General features: G+C 41.0%; 19 protein-coding genes. 14 read left to right on the forward strand and 5 right to left on the reverse strand.

Annotated elements, in window-relative coordinates:
* The first annotated feature begins 67 nt into the window (after nt 1-67).
* The 4 genes from QZR76_RS06025 (at nt 68) to QZR76_RS06040 (ending at nt 3,945) form a co-directional block, all read left to right on the forward strand.
* Nucleotides 68-1,807 carry a peptide MFS transporter gene (locus QZR76_RS06025; RefSeq protein ID WP_294141327.1) on the forward strand — a complete coding sequence of 580 codons (1,740 nt, stop codon included), beginning with the start codon at nt 68-70 and terminating at the stop codon, nt 1,805-1,807.
* Nucleotides 1,808-1,878: 71 nt separating this feature from the next.
* Entirely contained in the window at nt 1,879-2,442 is a 564-nt protein-coding gene (locus QZR76_RS06030; protein ID WP_294141329.1) for a cyclic nucleotide-binding domain-containing protein, read from the forward strand.
* A gap of 67 nt (nt 2,443-2,509) precedes the next feature.
* Nucleotides 2,510-2,842, forward strand: a complete 333-nt coding sequence (locus QZR76_RS06035; protein ID WP_294141330.1) for an SMR family transporter — start codon at nt 2,510-2,512, stop codon at nt 2,840-2,842.
* 233 nt (nt 2,843-3,075) lie between these two features.
* Nucleotides 3,076-3,945 (forward strand): hypothetical protein, encoded by an 870-nt coding sequence (locus QZR76_RS06040; protein WP_294141332.1) that lies wholly within the window; start codon nt 3,076-3,078, stop codon nt 3,943-3,945.
* A 70-nt stretch (nt 3,946-4,015) separates the two neighbouring features.
* Here the strand turns inward: QZR76_RS06040 and QZR76_RS06045 are convergent, their stop codons facing one another.
* The 3 genes from QZR76_RS06045 to proS form a co-directional block, all read right to left on the reverse strand.
* A complete protein-coding gene (locus QZR76_RS06045; protein ID WP_294141334.1) occupies nt 4,016-4,894 on the reverse strand; it encodes a DUF3078 domain-containing protein in 879 nt (292 codons plus the stop codon).
* A gap of 155 nt (nt 4,895-5,049) precedes the next feature.
* Entirely contained in the window at nt 5,050-6,270 is a 1,221-nt protein-coding gene (gene pepT / locus QZR76_RS06050; RefSeq protein WP_294141474.1) for a peptidase T, read from the reverse strand.
* Nucleotides 6,271-6,369: 99 nt separating this feature from the next.
* Nucleotides 6,370-7,845 carry a proline--tRNA ligase gene (proS, locus tag QZR76_RS06055; protein ID WP_294141336.1) on the reverse strand — a complete coding sequence of 492 codons (1,476 nt, stop codon included), beginning with the start codon at nt 7,843-7,845 and terminating at the stop codon, nt 6,370-6,372.
* Nucleotides 7,846-8,006: 161 nt separating this feature from the next.
* On the opposite strand from proS, the gene QZR76_RS06060 reads away from it, so the two are divergent.
* The 4 genes from QZR76_RS06060 (at nt 8,007) to QZR76_RS06075 (ending at nt 12,775) form a co-directional block, all read left to right on the forward strand.
* Nucleotides 8,007-9,167, forward strand: a complete 1,161-nt coding sequence (locus tag QZR76_RS06060) for a hypothetical protein (protein WP_294141338.1) — start codon at nt 8,007-8,009, stop codon at nt 9,165-9,167.
* Nucleotides 9,168-9,185: 18 nt separating this feature from the next.
* Entirely contained in the window at nt 9,186-10,679 is a 1,494-nt protein-coding gene (locus QZR76_RS06065) for an outer membrane protein transport protein (protein WP_294141340.1), read from the forward strand.
* 208 nt (nt 10,680-10,887) lie between these two features.
* Nucleotides 10,888-12,222, forward strand: a complete 1,335-nt coding sequence (gene miaB / locus QZR76_RS06070) for a tRNA (N6-isopentenyl adenosine(37)-C2)-methylthiotransferase MiaB (RefSeq protein ID WP_294141342.1) — start codon at nt 10,888-10,890, stop codon at nt 12,220-12,222.
* A 4-nt stretch (nt 12,223-12,226) separates the two neighbouring features.
* Complete coding sequence (locus QZR76_RS06075) at nt 12,227-12,775, forward strand: RNA methyltransferase (RefSeq protein ID WP_294141344.1); 549 nt, start codon at nt 12,227-12,229, stop codon at nt 12,773-12,775.
* Nucleotides 12,776-12,853: 78 nt separating this feature from the next.
* Here the strand turns inward: QZR76_RS06075 and folP are convergent, their stop codons facing one another.
* The gene (gene folP / locus QZR76_RS06080; RefSeq protein WP_294141346.1) at nt 12,854-13,690 is read right to left on the reverse strand and encodes a dihydropteroate synthase; all 837 of its coding nucleotides are present in this window, start codon (nt 13,688-13,690) and stop codon (nt 12,854-12,856) included.
* Nucleotides 13,691-13,803: 113 nt separating this feature from the next.
* Here folP and QZR76_RS06085 point away from each other — a divergent pair, with 113 nt between their 5' ends.
* From QZR76_RS06085 to QZR76_RS06110, 6 genes are all read left to right on the forward strand, one after another.
* Nucleotides 13,804-14,346, forward strand: coding sequence for a DUF1599 domain-containing protein (locus QZR76_RS06085; protein WP_294141347.1), 543 nt, complete (start codon nt 13,804-13,806; stop codon nt 14,344-14,346).
* Nucleotides 14,343-15,611, forward strand: coding sequence for a BT_3928 family protein (locus QZR76_RS06090; RefSeq protein ID WP_294141348.1), 1,269 nt, complete (start codon nt 14,343-14,345; stop codon nt 15,609-15,611). The genes QZR76_RS06085 and QZR76_RS06090 overlap by 4 nt, the downstream gene beginning before the upstream one ends.
* A 4-nt stretch (nt 15,612-15,615) precedes the next feature.
* Complete coding sequence (gene tpiA / locus QZR76_RS06095) at nt 15,616-16,386, forward strand: triose-phosphate isomerase (protein WP_294141350.1); 771 nt, start codon at nt 15,616-15,618, stop codon at nt 16,384-16,386.
* 77 nt (nt 16,387-16,463) lie between these two features.
* Nucleotides 16,464-17,063 (forward strand): RNA polymerase sigma factor, encoded by a 600-nt coding sequence (locus QZR76_RS06100; protein ID WP_294141351.1) that lies wholly within the window; start codon nt 16,464-16,466, stop codon nt 17,061-17,063.
* On the forward strand, nt 17,044-17,541 hold the full coding sequence (locus QZR76_RS06105) for a hypothetical protein (RefSeq protein WP_294141354.1): 498 nt from the start codon (nt 17,044-17,046) through the stop codon (nt 17,539-17,541). The genes QZR76_RS06100 and QZR76_RS06105 overlap by 20 nt, the downstream gene beginning before the upstream one ends.
* Nucleotides 17,542-17,564: 23 nt before the next feature.
* Nucleotides 17,565-18,659: a hypothetical protein gene (locus QZR76_RS06110; protein ID WP_294141356.1), complete on the forward strand. Its 1,095-nt coding sequence runs from the start codon at nt 17,565-17,567 to the stop codon at nt 18,657-18,659.
* 54 nt (nt 18,660-18,713) lie between these two features.
* Here QZR76_RS06110 and QZR76_RS06115 read toward each other — a convergent pair whose 3' ends face one another.
* A complete protein-coding gene (locus QZR76_RS06115; RefSeq protein WP_294141358.1) occupies nt 18,714-20,621 on the reverse strand; it encodes a dihydrofolate reductase in 1,908 nt (635 codons plus the stop codon).
* Nucleotides 20,622-20,658: the final 37 nt, after the last annotated feature.

Here is a 20,658-nt window from a genome sequence, read left to right on the forward strand (position 1 = left end):
GAAAGCCTCGCTTTTTTTATATCTTTGCGACAGCAAACCTATAATATTAATTTTAAAATAACGTTGTATGTTAAAAGATCATCCAAGAGGATTATTTGTATTGGCGTTTGCTAACATGGGAGAACGTTTCGGTTACTATACCATGTTGGCCATCTTTACACTGTATCTTCAAGCCCGCTATGGTTGGACATCTGCAGCCACAGGACAAGTTTTTGGTGGTTTCCTCGCTGCTGTTTATTTCTTACCCGTATTCGGGGGTTTTATCGCCGATAAATATTTAGGCTACGGTAAAACAATTACACTCGGTACTGTCATCATGTTTTTCGGTTATGCTTTACTTGCATTCGGAAGCGGTCTGGCCAGTATGTTTATATCATTAGGCCTTATTGCCCTGGGTACCGGATTTTTTAAGGGAAACTTACAAGTATTGGTGGGTAATCTTTACGATTCGCCCAAATACAGCAAAAACCGGGATTTGGCATTCAGTATTTTCTACATGTGTATTAATATCGGTGCCTTCTTCGCTCCCAGTATGGCAGAAGCCATCACAAACTCCATCATGGGAAAATCCGGTCTGGAATATTCCGGAAAAATACCGGCATTAGCACATCAGCTAATCGACGGAACCATTAACCAGGCCTCTGCCGGGTATACCGAATTGGTTAACTTCGCCGCATCTCAGGGACAAACCATTAGCAGCCTCGATGGATTAAAGGCCTTTGCTCAAAATTACATCGACGTTCTATGCCAATCCTACAATTACGGTTTCGGTGTAGCTTGTATTAGTTTGATCGTATCGTTAGCCATATTTTTAGGCTTCCGCAAATTTTACAAATCCGCCGATGCTACCGAAAAGGAAAAAGCTCAAGGTAAAGGAGCTAAAGATGCTGTTGTCATTGAATTGACCCCCAAACAAACCAAAGAGCGTTTGATTGCTTTAGGATTGGTTTTTGCCGTGGTTATTTTCTTTTGGATGTCATTCCACCAGAACGGTTTGACCATGACGCTCTTTGCTCGTGACTACACGGTTTCTCACGTAACAGGTTACTCCAGTCTTCTGTTTTCTCTTTATGGCTTGGTACCTATCATACTATTATTCTATGGGCTGTTTATGGTTATTACCGGGGAGAAAAAAGTGAAACCTATTGGCGGAATCATGTCTGTCGTGTTCATTTTAGTACTCTATTTTGTTTACCAGACAAAATTTGCAGATGTCGTAACACCGATCACACCGCAAATCTTCCAGCAATTCAATCCGATGTTCATCATCATATTAACCCCCGTGTTCGTGGGTCTATTCGGTTGGTTAAACAGCAAGAAAAAAGAACCGTCTGCCCCGCGTAAAATCGGGATCGGTATGATCATTGCCGCGTTAGGCTTCCTTGTACTTCTGTTCGGCTCGTTCGGATTAACTGCTCCTGCCGATCTACAAGCCAATCCGATGTCTGAAAGCGATATGGTTTCTCCTTACTGGTTGATCAATACTTACCTTGTTTTAACCTGTGCCGAATTATTCTTAAGCCCGATGGGAATCTCTTTTGTGTCAAAAGTTGCTCCTCCCAAGTACAAAGGTTTAATGCAGGGAGGATGGTTTGCCGCTACTGCTATCGGTAACTATTTAGTAGGTATCATCGGATACTTCTGGGAAAAAGTAAGTTTGGTTGCCCTTTGGGGTATTCTTATCGGTTGTTGCGCTATCTCTGCAATCTTTATCTTCTCTATCATGGGACGTCTTGAAAAAGTAACCCGCGAATCAGAGGAACAATTAGCCGCTGCAGAGGCTGCTGCCAAACAAAAAGAAAACTAATTTTTACCTTATAACAAAAAAGCGAGGTTATGAAGCCTCGCTTTTTTTATACAACCCAAATAAAAGGCAGTATGGAAATAAAAAGCAGATTACGGGAAAATTACCAATTATCGGACACAAGCCTTCAACTTATCCTGGAAAAAATGGAAAGGATAACCTATCTCAAAAAAGAGATTGTCGTCCGGGAAGGAGAAAGAGATCATTATATCTATTTCGTTGAACAAGGTTCCGTCCGGGGGTATTCATTCCGGAACGGGAAACAGGTAACATTATCATTTGCTTTCGAAGGAGATATGGCCGCAACAGTACCCGGATATTCGAATAACACAATCTCCAAACGAACCCTCGAAACGCTTGAAAACAGCGTTTTAATGAAAATCCCCAGAAAAGAAATGGCACTTCTTTTTTCTCACTCCATTGAACTGGCCAATTGGGGGCGTTTGTTAGTCGAAAAAAACTTACTCGAATACGAACATTACTTTCTGGACTATTTTTGGACAGATAAAAAAACTCAATACTTAAAACTCATAAAAGAATACCCTCAATTATTACAACGTGTTTCATTGAAAGAGATCGCCTCTTATCTAAACATTACTCCACAAACATTAAGCCGTATAAGAGCTCACATTTCCTGATTAATTATCATAGGATAACTATTTCATTACAATCAGCCGCTACATTTGCAATAAAAAATGAAGTCATATGAAATACCTTGCTTTTTTATTTATTGCGATCTTACTCGAAACGGTCGGAACTTCCATGCTGAAAATGAGTGAACAATTCTCTAAATTATTCCCGACCCTCTTAACGATCATTGCCTATATCGGAGCTTTTTATTTTTTAAGTTTAACTCTAAAATCCATTCCCGTCGGTATCGCCTACGCCCTGTGGTCAGGGATCGGCATCATCATCATTTCATTCATCGGATACTTCTTTTTTAAACAATCTCTTGATTTACCCGCCATTATCGGATTAGCTTTGATTATTGCCGGAGTCGTCATCATCAATGTCTTTTCTCAGTCAACAACCCACTAAACCCCTATAAAATTCCAATTCAAATTAATTTTTCATATAAGCTCAGCATAATATTCACAAAATGTTAGCTATATTTGTGGAATATGGGATACGCCTCGACAATTGTCCGAAAAGCAGATTTTCCTTCAATTGTTCTCGGCTTTCACTATATTTGGCAATGAAATTCAATCACAACAACCATGTAAACCATTAAATGATTTACATGGTTGTTACTTAAATAAGTAAGGCAATATATGGCACAAAGCAACATGTTATTTAAATGGTTACTAACCTCCTCGTTTGTATTTATAATAAGTTTTACCCAACCCCTTTTTTCACAGGAGTTTTCCAAAAACAATTTATTTTCTTATAAAGAGGTCGACGTGAAACCGACATTAAGAATCGACCGACACACCTCATTTTCACAATGGATAGTAAATAAGATCAATCATAAAGAGATACCTTTCCAATACAAACCTTCGGAAGGATCTTCTCCGTATCATTTTTTTATTTTTAGTGATTCCTCGCAAATATACCATAAAATAGATGTTGTATTCACAGTAAAGAGTAACGGAAAGGTAGGCGATATAGAAGTCGAAAAAACAAACCTTCCTATTCTCGAAGAAGAGGTCGTTAAGGTTTTAAGCCTGTCCCCCAAATGGAACGTAGGATACCACGACAAACGTAAAGTGAATACCCGTATCAGAACTACCCTTATTTTCGAATTAAAAGGAAACCCTGTAAAATTAGATAAAGAACCTTTATATTATAAGGCTATCCCTCGAAACAATTCAGGGAAAGGTGCTACTATCTCCCATTATATTTACGATATAGCTACCGCTCTCAACTCGCCCAAGAACGATAGTATTCAAGGAAAACTTGAATTAAGTTTTATCATTGATAAAACCGGACACTTTACCCTTCTCGGGGAAAAGCAAAACTTGTACCCGGTCGATTATGCCCTTTTTTACCGGAATCATTCCTCTGCTGGCGGTTTGTTTCATAAAGATACCCAATGGGAACCGGCCAGAATCTCTGATCGTCCCGTGAGCATAAAAGTAGTGGCAACGATTGATTACGATAAACAAGTATACGAATACGACTGTTATTTGATTCAAGATTAAAAAAAGAACGAGACTTTAAAGTCTCGTTCTTTTTAATTTATGATTAAGAGCAAATCACTCCCCATTTACATCAAAAACTAAATTGCAATCCGACACCCAACACCTCCTTAAATTGCAATCGAGGACCAGCCGTACCGTCTTTTTGAGCAACTTTCACATCGTCATCATATAGCATATTGGTTGAAACAGTAGCCGAAATCCATTTATTAACGGTCATATTCAATTGAACCTCCCAGCGTACATCTACATTTTGCGGTTTTCTCAAATAATCGGAAAACAGCTCCAAACGAGAATATATTTTCATATTCTCCCAAAACTCGTAAGTTACTTCAGCCCTTAAATTAGCACCAAATTCCGATAAAAGATGCTTTCCCTCCTTTACACCAAATGCCCCCTCATCGGATAAGCGAGAATCGGCAACGACAGTTCCTCTCCATGAAACCGGAGTCAACGTGGCCGTAAAATAAGATTTTGGCGTCCAAGTCAAACCGGTACCGACCACGATGTAGGCAGGAGCCATAAATTTAGAAATAAAACTTGATTCCTCGTTGGAATAATCATATCCTTTAGCAAATTGAGTATTAAAATTCAATAACATACTCCAATATAATGTTTTGTACAACTGATAACCATAGGTTGAAGCCAAATAAATTTTATCATTCGTTTTTCTGGCACTTTTCCCATCATTTTTAGTTAATCCGTATCCTAACTCCAATCGATTCTGCCACAAATTCCGATCCTTTTTATAATCCGCATTATACGTAAACTGGGCATCAAAAGCCAATGCAGATTCACCTCCGGCCGCCCAGTTACTTAAACTGACCTGTGTCATTTTCAGTCCCAAAAAACCGGCCTTCTTCCATGAAGAATCACGAACAGGCCCCTCGGCTGCATACAAAGATCCTCCTACTAACAACAAGAGAATCACAAATACATATCTTTTTACCATTTTTTAATTTTTTATTATTTGTACTTACAAGTATTTATTTTTTTACAAAAGTAATTATTTCCTTGTAAAACGAAAAAATAGGACAAATAGTTATAAATAATGTGGAAATTTATCGAGAATAATCTCGACTAACTTCCACATCAGATATATTAATCTCAAATTTTTGTACAGAGTTCTGCTATCCTGACAATTAGACTCACCACTTTTGTCATGGAAGAGACGGGAATATACTCGTAACGTCCATGCGAATTATGAGCACCATTGGAAAGGTTCGGGGTCGGCAACCCCATGAAAGACAAGCGGGAGCCGTTTGTTCCTCCCCGAATCGGAACAATCAAAGGCTTTATTTCCAACTCGTTCATGGCTTGTTTGGCAATATCCACAATGTAGTGAAGCGGTTCCAATTTTTCCCGCATATTCGCGTATTGATCCTTTAATTCCAATAGAATCGGTAATTCATATTTTCGGGAAAAATCACGTACACCATTTTCTATTACCCCTTTTCTCCATTCGAAATTTTCCCGATCAAAGTCGCGTATTAAAATCTCGACCGTCGTCTCTTCTACCGTTCCTTTTATAGAATAGAGATGGAAAAAGCCTTCGTAACCCGATGTCAACTCCGGAACTTCCCGTTTGGGCAAACTGGATATGAATTCATAGGCAACTTTCATTGAATTGACCATCTTATTTTTGGCGTATCCGGGATGGAAATTCCTTCCCTTAAAAACCAATCTAACTATTGCGGCATTGAAATTTTCATATTCCAACTCACCTACCTCCCCTCCATCCAGAGTGTAGGCAAATTTTGCCCCGAATTTCTTCAAATCGAAATGATCCGGCCCCTCGCCGATCTCTTCGTCCGGAGTAAAACAAACAGCAATGGTCCCGTGTTTTACCTCCGGGTGCTGGATCAAATATTCCATAGCCGTCAATATTTCGGCTATACCGGCCTTATCGTCTGCTCCCAACAATGTATTTCCATCCGTCACGATCAGATCGCTTCCCACGTAATTTGCAAGTTCCGGAAAATCATCCGGAGACAAGGTATATCCTTTCTCTTTGCTTAGCAGGATATCCACACCGGTATACTTCTCTATGATCTGTGGTTTCACGTGTTTGCCACTCATATCCGGACTCGTATCCATATGGGCAATAAACCCGATAGAAACACTCTCCTTCTCCATATTGGAAGGAACAAATCCCATCACATAGCCATTCTCATCTACCGACACATTTTCCATACCAATCTCTTTCATCTCATCACAAAGGAGATAAGCAAATTCAAGTTGTCCCGGTGTGCTGGGATTCAATCCGGTTTCCCGGTCAGACTGGGTGTGTATTTTCGCGTATCTAATAAAACGCTCTACAACTGGCAACATATATTCAATTTATGATTTCGTGATTTTCAATGAATAGATTCGGTTATTGCGATAAATAATCACACAATCGTTGATCACAGCATCTTCCATTTAAAATCAATAAGCTCTTGCAATTAATACTCTACGATGAGAAGGTTTTCCCGTCACCATACATTTCCCCTCTTCTTCTTCGGCATCGAAGGGAATACAACGTATTGTCGCCTTTGTTTCGTCCTTAATACGAGCCTCCGTTTCAGGAGTTCCATCCCAATGACAAAGGAAGAATCCACCCTTCTCATCCAAAAGCGTCTTAAACTCCTCGTACGAATCCACCTTCGTGATCATCTTGCTTCGGAAATCCAAGGCTTTCTTATGTATATTTTGTTGTATATCCTCCAATAACCGAACGATATGTTGTTCTATTCCCTCTATAGGTAAAGTCTCTTTGGTTAACGTATCGCGACGGGCCACTTCGATAGTTCCGTTTTCCAAGTCTCTTTCTCCCATGGCTAAACGTACCGGAACTCCCTTCAACTCGTAATCGGCAAATTTCCATCCCGGCTTCTGCGTGTCACGATCATCGAATTTCACACTGATACCTAATTGCCGGAGCTCGTCAATTATACCGTTGACCTTCTCCCGGATTTTTTCAAGACCATCTTTTCCCTTGTATATCGGAACAATAACAACTTGTAAAGGAGCTAATTTCGGAGGCAGTACCAATCCGTTATCATCTGAATGAGACATAATCAAAGCTCCCATCAAACGAGTGGAAACTCCCCAGGAAGTAGCCCAAACATACTCCTGTTTGCCCTCTTTAGAAGCAAATGTCACATCAAAAGCTTTGGCAAAATTTTGTCCCAGGAAATGAGAGGTCCCCGCCTGCAAAGCCTTACCATCCTGCATCAAGGCTTCAATGGTTAAGGTATCCAGAGCCCCTGCAAAACGCTCCGTCTCACTCTTATGTCCCATAATTACGGGCACAGCCATCCATTTTTCTGCAAACTCAGCATATACCCGAACCATCTTATCTGCTTCCTCTATGGCTTCCTCTTTGGTCGCGTGAGCCGTATGGCCTTCTTGCCACAAAAACTCAGCCGTACGCAAAAACATTCGGGTTCTCATCTCCCAACGCATCACGTTAGCCCATTGATTACATAAAATCGGAAGATCCCGGTAAGATTGTATCCAATTCTTATAAGTATTCCATATAATGGTCTCTGAAGTCGGCCGAATAATAAATTCTTCCTCCAACTTCGCATCCGGATCAACAACAATGCCATTCCCATCCGGGTCGTTCTTTAAACGATAATGAGTTACAACCGCACACTCTTTCGCAAATCCCTCTACATGATCAGCCTCCTTTGAAAAAAATGATTTTGGAATCAACAACGGGAAATAAGCATTATAATGTCCCGTATCCTTAAACATCTTATCCAATTGTTGCTGCATCTTCTCCCATATGGCATAACCGTAAGGCTTAATCACCATACATCCTCGAACTGCTGAATTCTCTGCCAAACCGGCTTTTACAACCAATTCATTATACCATTGCGAGTAATTCTCTTCTCTTGTTGTTAAAAACTTAGCCATCTCATTATTTTTTGATAAAACCGCAGCAAATTTAAACAAAAAAGTAGGAATTCAGATTTGAAATGGTTATTTTTATATCTGATACTGATTAACGCCCAATAACACATAGAAAATGTGGTATATTTTTTGATAAGAAAAAAGAAACATGTCAATCTAATAATATGAAAACAATACTATGTATACTGACATTGGTCGCTTTAGCAAGCGCCTGTTCGACAACACGAGATTTTACCCGTGTTTCTGAAGATGACATCTATTACGTACCCGGCAAACAACCGCTGTTGGTACAGGAAATCGAAAAGAAAACGGGAAGTACTCTTGCCTTATATCCCACGGAGGAATATCGTAAATCCAAAGAAATAGACCCGGCCGTGCTGGCAAAAGAGCAAGCGGAAGCCAATAGCGGAAATGTAAATCCAAGGTCAAAGGCGATCGGGATGGCCCGTTACGCTACGCAAAAACAAGTGGAAGAAGCCCAAGCTAAAAGCAGCACTCCAATTCTTATCGACGAAGAGTCTCAGGGATACTGGATCGGAGGGTTCAAAGGGAATCAGCGTGATTTGGATGAATGTGTCCGAATCATGAACCAATACCCGGAAGGATTTGCCTTTTTCGGGAATGCCCACGAAATAGCCATGAGATTGTCATTCGATTCGGATTGGAATGTTTATACGGTTAACAATCGTTACTGGTGGTTTCCCTCCAATACCAACATCGAATTGTATTCTAAATTACATTTCGGAACTTATCCGGATTTTACGTGGACAATCATGTGGAACGATCCTCGTTTCGACCGTTTTGCCATGGACCGTTGGAATTCCCGCTGGAATTTCGGTTTCGGCTTCAGTTACTCTTCCTGGGGAAATAACTGGGGATGGAACAGCTGGTACAATCCGTGGGGATGGAATAACTCTCCATACTGGGGGTACGGATACTACCCCGGATGGCGGTATAATCCCTGGTACTGGCATAATCATTGGGATTACGGTTACTGGCATCCATATTATCCGGGAGGACGTCCTCATTGGGGACACACTACCAAGCCGAATCTCAGACCGAATTACGCGACAAGAACACACTACACGAACAATCGGAATGCCCGAAGTTACAACACCTACTCCCGTAGCAGTCGTTACTCTTCGTACGGCAGGAACAACAACCAAAGTTGGGGATCTCGCAATCAAGGCTCCTCTTCATCCAATTCCGGCCACGACAGCGGCTATTCGAGAAGCAACAGCAACTCCTACGGAAAGAGTTCCACCACAAGGAGCGGAGGCTACACGGGCACGAGAGAACATAAAGAAACCGGACGTAGAAAATAATTTTAGAGTAACCGTCATATGAAAACACTATATTATACCATCCTGTTACTACTCTGCACCTCGGGTCTTATGGCCCAAACCGAAGCAGACGCTTTACGATACTCCAGAATATTTCCTTTTGGAAGTGCCAGAGTTACAGCTATGGGAGGAGCATTCGGAGCCCTGGGAGGGGATCTCTCCGTTGCAACGATGAATCCCGGGGGAATCGGGGTTTTCCGGAGTTCAGAAATCAGTTTCACGTCGGTACTTGATTTCACTCACTCCAAATCCGGTAACAGGGATATGGAAAAAAATCCTTATCTCATCGGTAACTTAGGATTTGTCATTGCCTTTCATCCCATACATGAAAAGTGGAAAAACATAAATTTTGCTTTCAACTATACCAACCTGAATAATTTCAACCGGAATATTTACCAGGGAGGGTATATCAATGATAAAAATTCGTTATTGGACGTATGGCTGATGGAGGCAAACGGACTCGACAGGAACTCTTTGAATGAATTTACCACCAGTCTGGCATACGACGCCTACCTGATCAAATTACAACCGGAAAGCAAAAACCAATATGAAATTCCCATTGTTGCAGGAGACAGTATGAGACAATCAAACTACATCCGGGAAAGAGGATTTCAGGGAGAATACGCACTCTCGGTAGGAGCTAACTACGACGACAAATTCTATTTCGGAGCAACTCTCGGTATACAAAATATCCATTATAAACATTATTCCACCTACATGGAGACCGTCGAGGGAAAAGAGATTGATTCCAAATTAATGTGGTTCGATTTTGTACAGGATTATACCACCAGCGGAGTAGGTATTAACTTTAAAGTCGGAGCAATTTATCGGCCGATACCCGAACTCCGGTTGGGACTGGCCATACATACTCCTACCTATTACAGTCTAACCGACAAGGTGATAAACGGGGCTTATTCACAATTTATAGAACCACCAGCAGGAGAAGAAAAGACCCAATGGGGAAATCATGCCAGTGCCTCTTTCGATTATAATCTGAAAACGCCGTGGCGTTTTATCGCGAGCATCGCCACCGTACTCGGCCAAAGAGCTATCCTCAGCGTGGACTACGAATTTGTGGATTATAGCTCGGCTAAGTTTAGCGGTGGAGACGGACTAAATTATTACGGAACGGAAGATATAAACGGCGATTATATCCCAGGAGCTAACGACATGATCAAATATGTATATCGGAATACCAATAATCTCAGGGCCGGAGCGGAATTCAGGGTTTCCAGCGTATTGAGTTTGCGAGGTGGCTACTCCTACACGGCCTCCCCTTATAAAAAAGGAGAATTAAACGAAAAAAACGACATACAAACCATTTCCGGTGGTTTAGGATTTAACTTTAATTCCTTATACGTGGATTTAGCATATATGCGTAAATACTCAAGAGAACAAAGTCTCTTTTACGCTTACAAAGAGATAGAGTCCCCCGTCATACAAACAAAATACCAGGATAATCAATTCCGGTTAACCGTCGGGATACGATTCTGAAACAGTCAATCGGTCGAAACTTTAACTTTCGACCGATTTTTTATATGAATAAGCCATCATTCGGACAGAGCCTGCTTTTTTTACAACAGAGAACGCTATTCGTCGTGTAGTATCAAAAACAATTATGTTCCGATATGTAATTATAACCTTCTTTTTCCTCGGGACTACATCCTTTTTTATTATTTTTGCCTCCCAAACAAAAGAGTAGATGAAAGCAAAAAAATTTTATATCGAGACCTATGGGTGTCAGATGAATGTAGCGGATAGTGAAGTAGTGGCAGCCATATTGAAAAGTAAAGGTCTTGAACACACGAGCGAAAGAAACGAAGCCGATGTTATACTGGTAAATACCTGTTCCGTACGGGAAAATGCAGAACAACGGGTACGGGGACGCGTACAAGGTTTTTCTGAAATTAAGAAAAAAAATCCGGATGTACTGGTAGGCATCATGGGTTGTATGGCGGAACGTCTTGGTGAAGCTCTTTTCGAGCAGGAAAAAAACGTAAATATCGTTGTCGGACCGGATGCTTATATGGATCTGCCCCTTTTAATCGAACAAGCGGAAAAAGGGGAAAAAGCTATTAATATCCATCTATCCACGACAGAAACCTATAAAGATATCTGTCCCTCCCGGATTGACGAAACAGCAATATCGGGATTCGTATCCATTATGCGCGGATGTAACAACTTCTGTACGTATTGTATCGTTCCTTATACCCGCGGCCGCGAAAGAAGCCGAAGCCCGCATAGTATCCTAAATGAAGTTCTTGACCTGCACGCGAAAGGATACAAGGAAGTTACCCTACTGGGACAAAATGTCAATTCATATCTTTGGAAAGGAGACGGTATCGAAGTTAACTTCCCTACATTATTAGCCAAGGTTGCCGCTACGGTACCCGATATGCGTGTCCGTTTCGCCACTTCTCACCCGAAAGACATGAGCGACGAAATATTACATGCCATCGCATCTCATGATAATATTTGCAAACACATCCATCTTCCAGTCCAATCCGGAAGCAATGCCGTACTGAAAAATATGAACCGGAAATACACGAGAGAATGGTATCTCGACCGAATCCGGGCGATACGCGAGATTGTTCCCCAGTGCGGAATATCGACAGACGTATTCGTCGGCTTCCATAACGAAAGTGAAGAAGATTACCTGGAAACCCTTACTCTTATGCAAGAGGTTGAATTCGATCTTGCCTACATGTTTAAATATTCGGAACGTCCCGGAACCTTAGCGTCAAAACATATGCCGGATAACGTGGATGAAACGACAAAAGGACGTCGTCTTCAGGAACTTATCGATTTACAGACCCGTCTTTCTCTTGCCAGTAATCGGAAAGATATAGGAAAAGTATTTGAAGTTCTGATCGAAGGAACATCCAAGAAAAAAGCAGACGAATTATTCGGACGAAGCAGCCAGAATAAAGTCATCGTATTTCCCGACAACGGTGCTAAAATCGGAGACTTAATACAGGTCAGGGTAAAAGAATGCACCTCGGCTACCCTTATGGGAGAAGCGTTAGAAAATAAATAATCCTATGGAACACCGGAAACTATTAAATGAAGAATTAAACCGTCTATCGGCAGAAGAGTACAAAAACGCTCGAAAACTACCCATCGTAGTCGTTTTGGATAACGTGCGCAGCTTAAATAATATCGGATCGGTGTTTCGTACATCCGATGCCTTCCGACTGGAAAAGATATACCTTTGCGGTATCACGGCAACACCGCCACACCGTGAAATTCATAAAACAGCCTTAGGAGCGGAAGAGAGTGTCGCCTGGGAATATTTTGAAGAAACAACGGAAATCATACATCAACTGAAAGAAGAAGGATTTATCATTGTCTCCGTGGAACAAACAGAAAATAGTTTGTCACTGGAAGACTATACCATTTCCAGAGAGCGAAAATACGCTTTCATATTCGGCAATGAAGTGAAAGGTGTACAGCAGGAGGTCGTTGATCTCTCCGATCAATGCCTCGAGATTCCCCAATTCGGCACCAAACACTCATTCAACATTTCCGTTTCTGCCGGAATTGTATTATGGGAAGTTATTCATCCCTTATTTAAGGAACTAAAAAAATAATCCCGCATCCTATCCTCTATTTTGATTGAGAAATAAGAATTTTGTATTTACCGGTAGATTTGAATATTTTTAACTAACTTACTGACAATGCATTGCATCTACCACACGAACGGTTTCTACGGCTTCCCGTACATCGTGAACACGGAGGATGTTCGCCCCTTTCAACAAAGAGATCGTATTCAACACGGTCGTCCCGGTTAAAGCCTCTTGTGGTGTAATATCCAATAAGCGCCATATCATTGACTTACGGGAAACACCTACTAATAACGGATATCCCAACTCCAAAAAAATCTCCATTTTATTCATTAATTGATAATTGTGAGCCACCGTTTTTCCGAAACCGAAACCCTGATCCAGTATAATCTTATCAAACCCCAAATCATTCAATCGCTTAATCCGCTCGACAAAAAAATCGTAAACCTCCCGAACTACATCCTCGTAATGAGGATTCTTTTGCATATCCTGAGGCGTTCCCTGAATGTGCATTAAAATATAAGGCACATTCATCCCTGCAACTGCCTCGAACATACGATTATCCATCGTACCTCCGGAAATATCATTCACGATAATCGGTCCCAAACAATGAAAGATCTCCTCGGCCACATTCGCCCGAAAAGTATCAATGGAAACAGGAATTTCCGGATGGTACTTACGAATTAACTCTACAGCAAAACTCAACCGGGACAACTCCTCTTTCTCGTCCACGAAAGCAGCCCCCGGGCGAGTAGAATAAGCACCCACGTCAATAATTGCCGCACCCTCTTCTACAATCGTATTTATCCGTTCGATCACCTGTAGTTCGCTAAGGTATTTTCCCCCATCATAAAAAGAATCGGGAGTCACATTCAAAATCCCCATAACCACAGGCTTTGTCAAATCCAATTTCTGATCGCCGATATCAATTAATTTTCTCATGATCCTGCTAATTTTCAGCTTTCCGTTTTCAACTTTCAACTATTGTCCCTATTTTTACACATCAAAATAACAATTAGTTTTTTTAATATCATAATTTCAAAAATAGCAAGAACATGTCGGACACAGCCCAACAATATGATAAAGTGATAGATACCTGTCAAGATATTTTTGTAAAAAAAATGCAGGACTATGGAACGGCCTGGAGAATTCTCAGGCCTACCTCCATCACAGATCAAATTTATATTAAGGCCAACCGGATTCGTAGTATCGAACAGAAAGGGATCTCAAAAGTAAACGAGGGAATTGTACCCGAATTCATCGGTATTATAAATTATGCTGTCATGGGACTTATTCAGTTGGAATTAGGACCGGGTAACGGCACCTCTCAGGAAGAAATACTCCGGCTGTATCACTCCTATTTTCAAAAGGCGAAAGCATTAATGCTGGACAAAAATCATGATTATGACGAAGCCTGGAGAGCGATGCGCATCAGTTCCTATACCGATTTAATCCTGATGAAAATAAACCGCACGAAACAAATTGAAGATCATCAGGGAAATACTATTATCTCGGAAGGAATAGACGCCAATTATTACGATATGATCAACTACGCCGTATTCGGCCTGATTCGCCTTGTTGTTGAAAAAGAGATATGAAAATTATTCGAAACTGCTGTAGAATCATCGTCGGAATTGTATTTATCTATTCCGGATTTGTAAAAGGTATTGACCCTTTAGGGTCGATGTACAAATTCACGGACTATTTTAATGCTTTCGGAATCGGATGGGCAAGTACATTCTCTCTTTTTCTCTCTTTTGTTTTATCTCTCGCGGAATTTTTAGTCGGCACGGCATTGCTATTCAATGCATGTACTCGATTGGCCATAAAAGGTGCTCTTATTTTCATGGGGATATTCACTCCGTTAACACTCGTTCTGGCTTTAACAAATCCGGTTAGCGACTGTGGTTGTTTTGGAGATGCCCTGGTATTAAGCAATTGGGAAACGTTCTGGAAAAACATCCTTCTTCTCCTTTTGACACTTACGCTATTCCTAAACAGGAAGCAATTTCACTCTTCGCTTCATTGGTTTCGGCAAATCTCTCTTCTTCTACTAACAGGAGGAATCATGCTCTTTCTTTCCTTGTACTGTTACCTGCATCTCCCCATTCTGGATTTCCGTCCTTACGCCATCGGAAAAAACATAGCGGAAGGCATGTTGTTACCAGAAGGAGCTGAACCGAATCAATACGAAGTTATTCTAAAATACAAGAATAAACAAACAGGCGAGGTCAAATCGTTTACGGAACAAAATTATCCGTGGCAGGATACCCTTACCTGGGAATACCATAGCTCCTCCGAGCGTTTGATAAAAAAAGGCTATACTCCTCCCATCCACGATCTGCTTATTGATCATCCCGATTCAGGAGACATCACGGAAGAGATTTTAAAAGACAACAACTACACCTTTTTAGTCGTCAACTACAACATAAACCTGAGTTCCACGAAACATCAAGAGGCTATCAACGAATTAGCCCGTTATGCTCAAGCCAAAGGATACCGTTTCTACGGCTTAACCTCATCTTCCCAGGAAGAGATCCGAGCCTACAAAAACCGTTATCAGGTTCCCTATGACTTTTGTGCGGCCGATGAGATCCAGTTAAAAACGATGATCCGGTCTAACCCGGGGCTTATTTTATTAAACAAAGGAACTATTTTAGGTAAATGGTCAAAAAATAATATTCCCCGGGTCAATGAATTAAAAAACAAAGATCTGACAGCATTCTGTGTCCATGAGCAACAAGAATTAAAGTCCAAATATTTGGTTTACTCCTTAATCCTTCTTTTCTTTGTAGTGTATTTCCTATTTCTCGGAAAAAAAAGAAAAAAGGCAGATCATACACATTTCAAAATATTAAATTAAAGATATGAGAAAGAAAATTGTAGCAGGCAACTGGAAAATGAACAAAACCTTTGCCGAAGGTATCGAATTGGCAAGAGAGGTAAACGACTATGTACGTTTCAAAGAGGGCGCAGAAGGTGTAACTGTCATTTTAGGTACTCCTTTCATTCACCTGGCAAAGGTGGCCAATAATCTGACCGAACCCAGCATTTCTGTTTCGGCTCAAAATTGCGCTACGGAAAAAGCCGGAGCATACACGGGTGAAATATCTGCCGACATGGTTGCTTCGACAGGAGCCAAACATGTTATCCTGGGACATTCCGAAAGAAGATGCTATTACGGTGAAACCAGTCCTGTATTGGTGAAAAAAGTGGCGCAAGCCTTGGATAGCAAATTGAATATTATTTTCTGTGTCGGAGAAGTACTCGAAGAGAGGGAAAGCAACAAGCATTTCGAGGTCGTAAAACAGCAATTAACCGACGGATTATTCAATCTCTCCCCGGAACAATTCGCACATGTAGTTATAGCATACGAGCCGGTATGGGCCATCGGAACCGGAAAAACGGCCTCCCCGGAACAAGCTCAGGAAATGCATGCCTTTATCCGTTCCGTCATCAAGGAAAAATACGGAGAACACATTGCCGACGAGACCTCCATTCTTTACGGGGGCAGTTGCAACCCGAAGAATGCAGATGAGATTTTCTCTCAACCTGATGTCGACGGAGGATTAATTGGAGGTGCTTCTCTGAAAGCTTCCGATTTCTTTGAAATCATTAAATCCCGTGCAAGACATTAATCTTAAGATATTTGACTCTTATAAATCTGTGCTTTTCGAAAAAGCACAGATTTTTTTTACAAGAAAATTCAATTCTGATGCAGCAAATCCCACTCTTTAACGTCATACAGACAGAAGAGCATGATATGAGTAATTACAAAACAATATTACAAAACTGTCGAAAACGGGAAAAAAGAGCCCAACTGGAGTTTTACTCGTTATTTTACAAAAGTGTTTACAACAGTTGTTTTCGTATCCTGGGAAACCCGCAAGACTCGGAAGAGGTCATGCAGGAGACCTTTCTAAAAGTTCTCGACAAAATAGAGCGCTACGAAGGAGAAGCGGAGAACATGGAAAGAATCCTCAAACGAATTGCAATCAATCATGCCATTGACTTATGCCGGAAACGAAAAATCCGGTTCGTAGAAATAACGGAAACAACAGACTGTTGCGAAGAGGAAGCAGAGAATGAAGAAGAAGAATTACAATTGGAAGCCATCCACCGAATGATGCAGCAACTTCCCCAAGGGTATCGGATGATACTCAACTTGCATCTTATCGAGGGGTTCGATTACAACGAGATTGCAAAACAATTGGAACTCTCTCCTTCCACAATCCGCTCTCAGTTTGTCAGAGCAAAACAGAAATTAATTGAATTGATTAAAAAAAATTATTGCTATGAGTCATTCGTTAGATGAACAGATAAAAAAACTTAAAGAAAACCTCGACGGAGCCCTGCCTTCTCCCGGACATTTCGAACGTTTCGAGCAACGTTTGGTGCTTCACCGGAAAAACAAAAGGAAACTTCGTACCAAATGGATAACCATAAGTACGGTTGCAGCCTGTATGATCCTGTTTTTTTCAGCGCATTTCCTTGATCTTTTCCAGACAACCGATGATTCCCAGAAATCCATTGCTGAAGTAGCGGCTTATTATCGTCAACAATTGGAAAAAGAAAAGAAAAAAATTGAACAACAGACAAGCAATATGGACGAATCCGAACGAAAACATTTGTTAGAGGACATCCAAGAAATGGAAAAAGAATCCGATAAATTGGAAAAGGAGGTCACTCTTATGTCTCACAAGGAACACATTGCACGAATCGTTCAATGCTACAACTTTCAAATAGAATCATTGCAATCCATACAGGAGATTCTTTCAAAGGTCATGAATTAAAACAAATATTAACCGTTATCATTATGAAAACAAAATTTATTTTACTGACAGGGTTTATACTGTTATTCTCCATCGGCTCTGTAAGCGCCAGGGATAGAGCTGTACACCAAGAGATCCACAAAGTATTCAAAACAAACGGGAAGACCCATCTGTATATCGATAACAAATACGGCATTATTGGCATCCAGGAATGGGATAAAAATGAAATAGAAATTGGAATAGGAATCACCGGTAGGGGCAAGAATCAAAAAACGGCAGAAGAGATGGTCAAACGGGCCAGTGTAAAATTCGAACAATCTGATGATAAGATCTTCGCTACAACAAATTTCGCTACAAGTCCGAACGAGAAGTGCAAAGGGTGTTTCACTAGCGTACATTACATAGTCAAGGTTCCCACATCAACATACCTTCACTTAAAAAATAAATACGGGGATATAAACTTAGATTATGTTTCAAAGCCCATAGAGATCGAACTTGAGCACGGGAGCATAACCGCCTACCGTCTGGAAGGAGATAACAATAAAATCAGTATAGGCTACGGAGTTATAAAGATTCTGAAATCCGGAAGCATGGAGCTGAACATGAAAGGAGGTGAGGTTCACATTGACCAATTACCCGACCTAAAAATAACCGGTGAATATATTTCTCTATTTTCAAATATGATTAACAATCTTCAGGCAACGTCAACAAAATACAGCCGATTCAAACTGGGAAAAGTTAACGCCGTAAATTTCGGTTCCAGCAACCTATGGGCGACGATCAACATTCAACAACTTGAACAAAAATTCGAAGGTACCAGATTGCAGTATTGTACGATCTCAATTGATACGATTTCTCCCAACTTCTCATCCATAGACATAGATGGGATGTATTCTAATGTGACTCTGGGCATCAATCAAGAACACAATGCACAAATCGATCTGTCCACACCCCACGGAAAAATCGTTCTAAACGAATTAGAAATAAATAATCCCACACAGAGCAATAATTCCCAAAATCCCTATACCCCACAGATTACAGGATATATAGGAAAAACAAAAAATCCGAAAGCCAAAGTAAAAGTAGCAACGGCTTACGCAACGATTGAATTCACAAATAAAGCTAAAGTTATCGATTAAACACCCAAACCTTTCTATCGAAGCGCTGTCTCTTACTTCTCAGGACAGCGCTTTTTATTCGTTCATACCGTATCTTAACATTTGAGACAGAAAATCATCCGGATAATCAATAGTTACATCCACGATCTTTCCCTCTTCCTCTACCAATGTATATTCCGGATTGATAAAACCGGCATAAGGAGCCACATTCAATTTTCGGTAACGCTCCACCACCTCCCGATGCAAATCCCGATCAATGACGACCCCGTACCTCTCCACAAGATACTTCGCCCCCTCGTAATCCCCTTCCGATTTTACCCGTTGTATCTCTGCCAACAACTTACCGAACAGAAGACGCAAAGCATCGAAATCCCGGATCACAAAATAAGTTTTCTCTTCCTTTTTCACCTTTTCGATCACCCCATCGGCTTTTCCCTGTTCATACGCCCACGAAGCAATTAATTGACGATTACGCATATGCGACTCTTCCAGATTACTCCCTAACTTTACCCGGGTCAATTGTACAAGCAAGCCGTTACGAATATAACTGCAATACTCGCTTTTTGCCACTTCCAGCGAAGGGATAATTCCTAACTCGACCAATTTGGGATCCATAATATAATAAAGAGCGAATAAATCGGCTCGCGTCTCTTCTATCGTAGAGTAATAATTTTTCAAAGCCTCCTGCCCGACTCCCGGTAGCATTTTACCGGAACCGTGTCCTAAACATTCATGCAAATCCGTATGTACGTTACTCCCTTGGTAACCGTATTCTTTAGCCAATATTTTTTCCTCTTCGGAACAGGTGAATTCATCCACGACCCCTGATCCCAAAGAAGCCATGTGGTAGGCATAAGTAATATTATCCAACGTGACGGATTTACTACCGTACCGCTCGCGAATCCACTCGGCATTCGGAAGATTAATCCCGATAGGAGTAGCCGGATGGCAATCTCCCCCTAACATCGCCACCTGCATTACCCGAGCTATGATACCAGAAACCTCCGTTTTCTTAAAACGTTCGTCAACGGGTGCATGCTGTTCAAACCAGAGAGCATGTTCGGCCAATTTACGCGTCCGTTCGCAAGCCTCCTCATCCACGATCTGTACGACAGACTCCCAACTGGCTTTATAGGCCAACGGATCTCCGTAAACCTCGATAAAACCGTTAATAAAATCTATTCGAGCCCGATGTTCTTTGAGCCATTCGATGGAATAAACATCAAAAGTAGCCAGATCTCCCGTTTGATAAAATTCTATCAACTTTTCAACGACCTTATATTGTTGTTCATTACCGGTATATGCTAAAGCTTTTTGTAGATATTCGACAATGCGCCCGATATTTTTCCCGTATTTTCCACCTGCATACCAAACTTCTTCTTCCAATTCCCCCCTACTGTTTTTTACCAGCGTCGAGTTTAAACCGTAACTCACCGGATGTTTTTCCGCCCCCTTCATTTTTCCATAAAAATGTTCAACCTCTTCCTGGGTCACTCCCTCGTAATAATGATTAGCTGACGCTTGAATTAAATCTTTTCCTTCATCCAACACAACCCGCTTCGACATGTAGGCAGGATCAAACATAATTCGTTGCAATCCCTGAAATTCATTTTCCAAACCAATATCTTCCAATAACAACCGGAAATAGGATTCGGAAAAAGGAGGAATAAACTTCTCCATGGAATAGTGATGGTGAATACCATTGGCAAAAAAAACCTTCTTGGCATAAATCACAAAAGATTGATACTCCTGACAAGATCGATCTCCCTGGTACTCCGTTAATATTTTCTCCAATACTTTTCGAATCCGAAGATTGTATTTATTATTCTGATCCCATAAAATATCGCGACCGGCAATAGCCGCTTGACTCAAGTAATAGACAAATAATTTCTCCTCCAGAGATAATGTTTCAAAGGCAGGAACCTGATAACGTAATATCTTTATATCGTCGAATTGCTCGGAAAAAAATTCAAATTCTTTCATGTCACCTTACTTAATAATGAATTATAAATATACGCCC

This window comes from uncultured Sanguibacteroides sp. (genome assembly GCF_900543425.1).
In the GTDB taxonomy this organism is placed as follows: Bacteria; Bacteroidota; Bacteroidia; order Bacteroidales; family Marinifilaceae; genus Gabonibacter.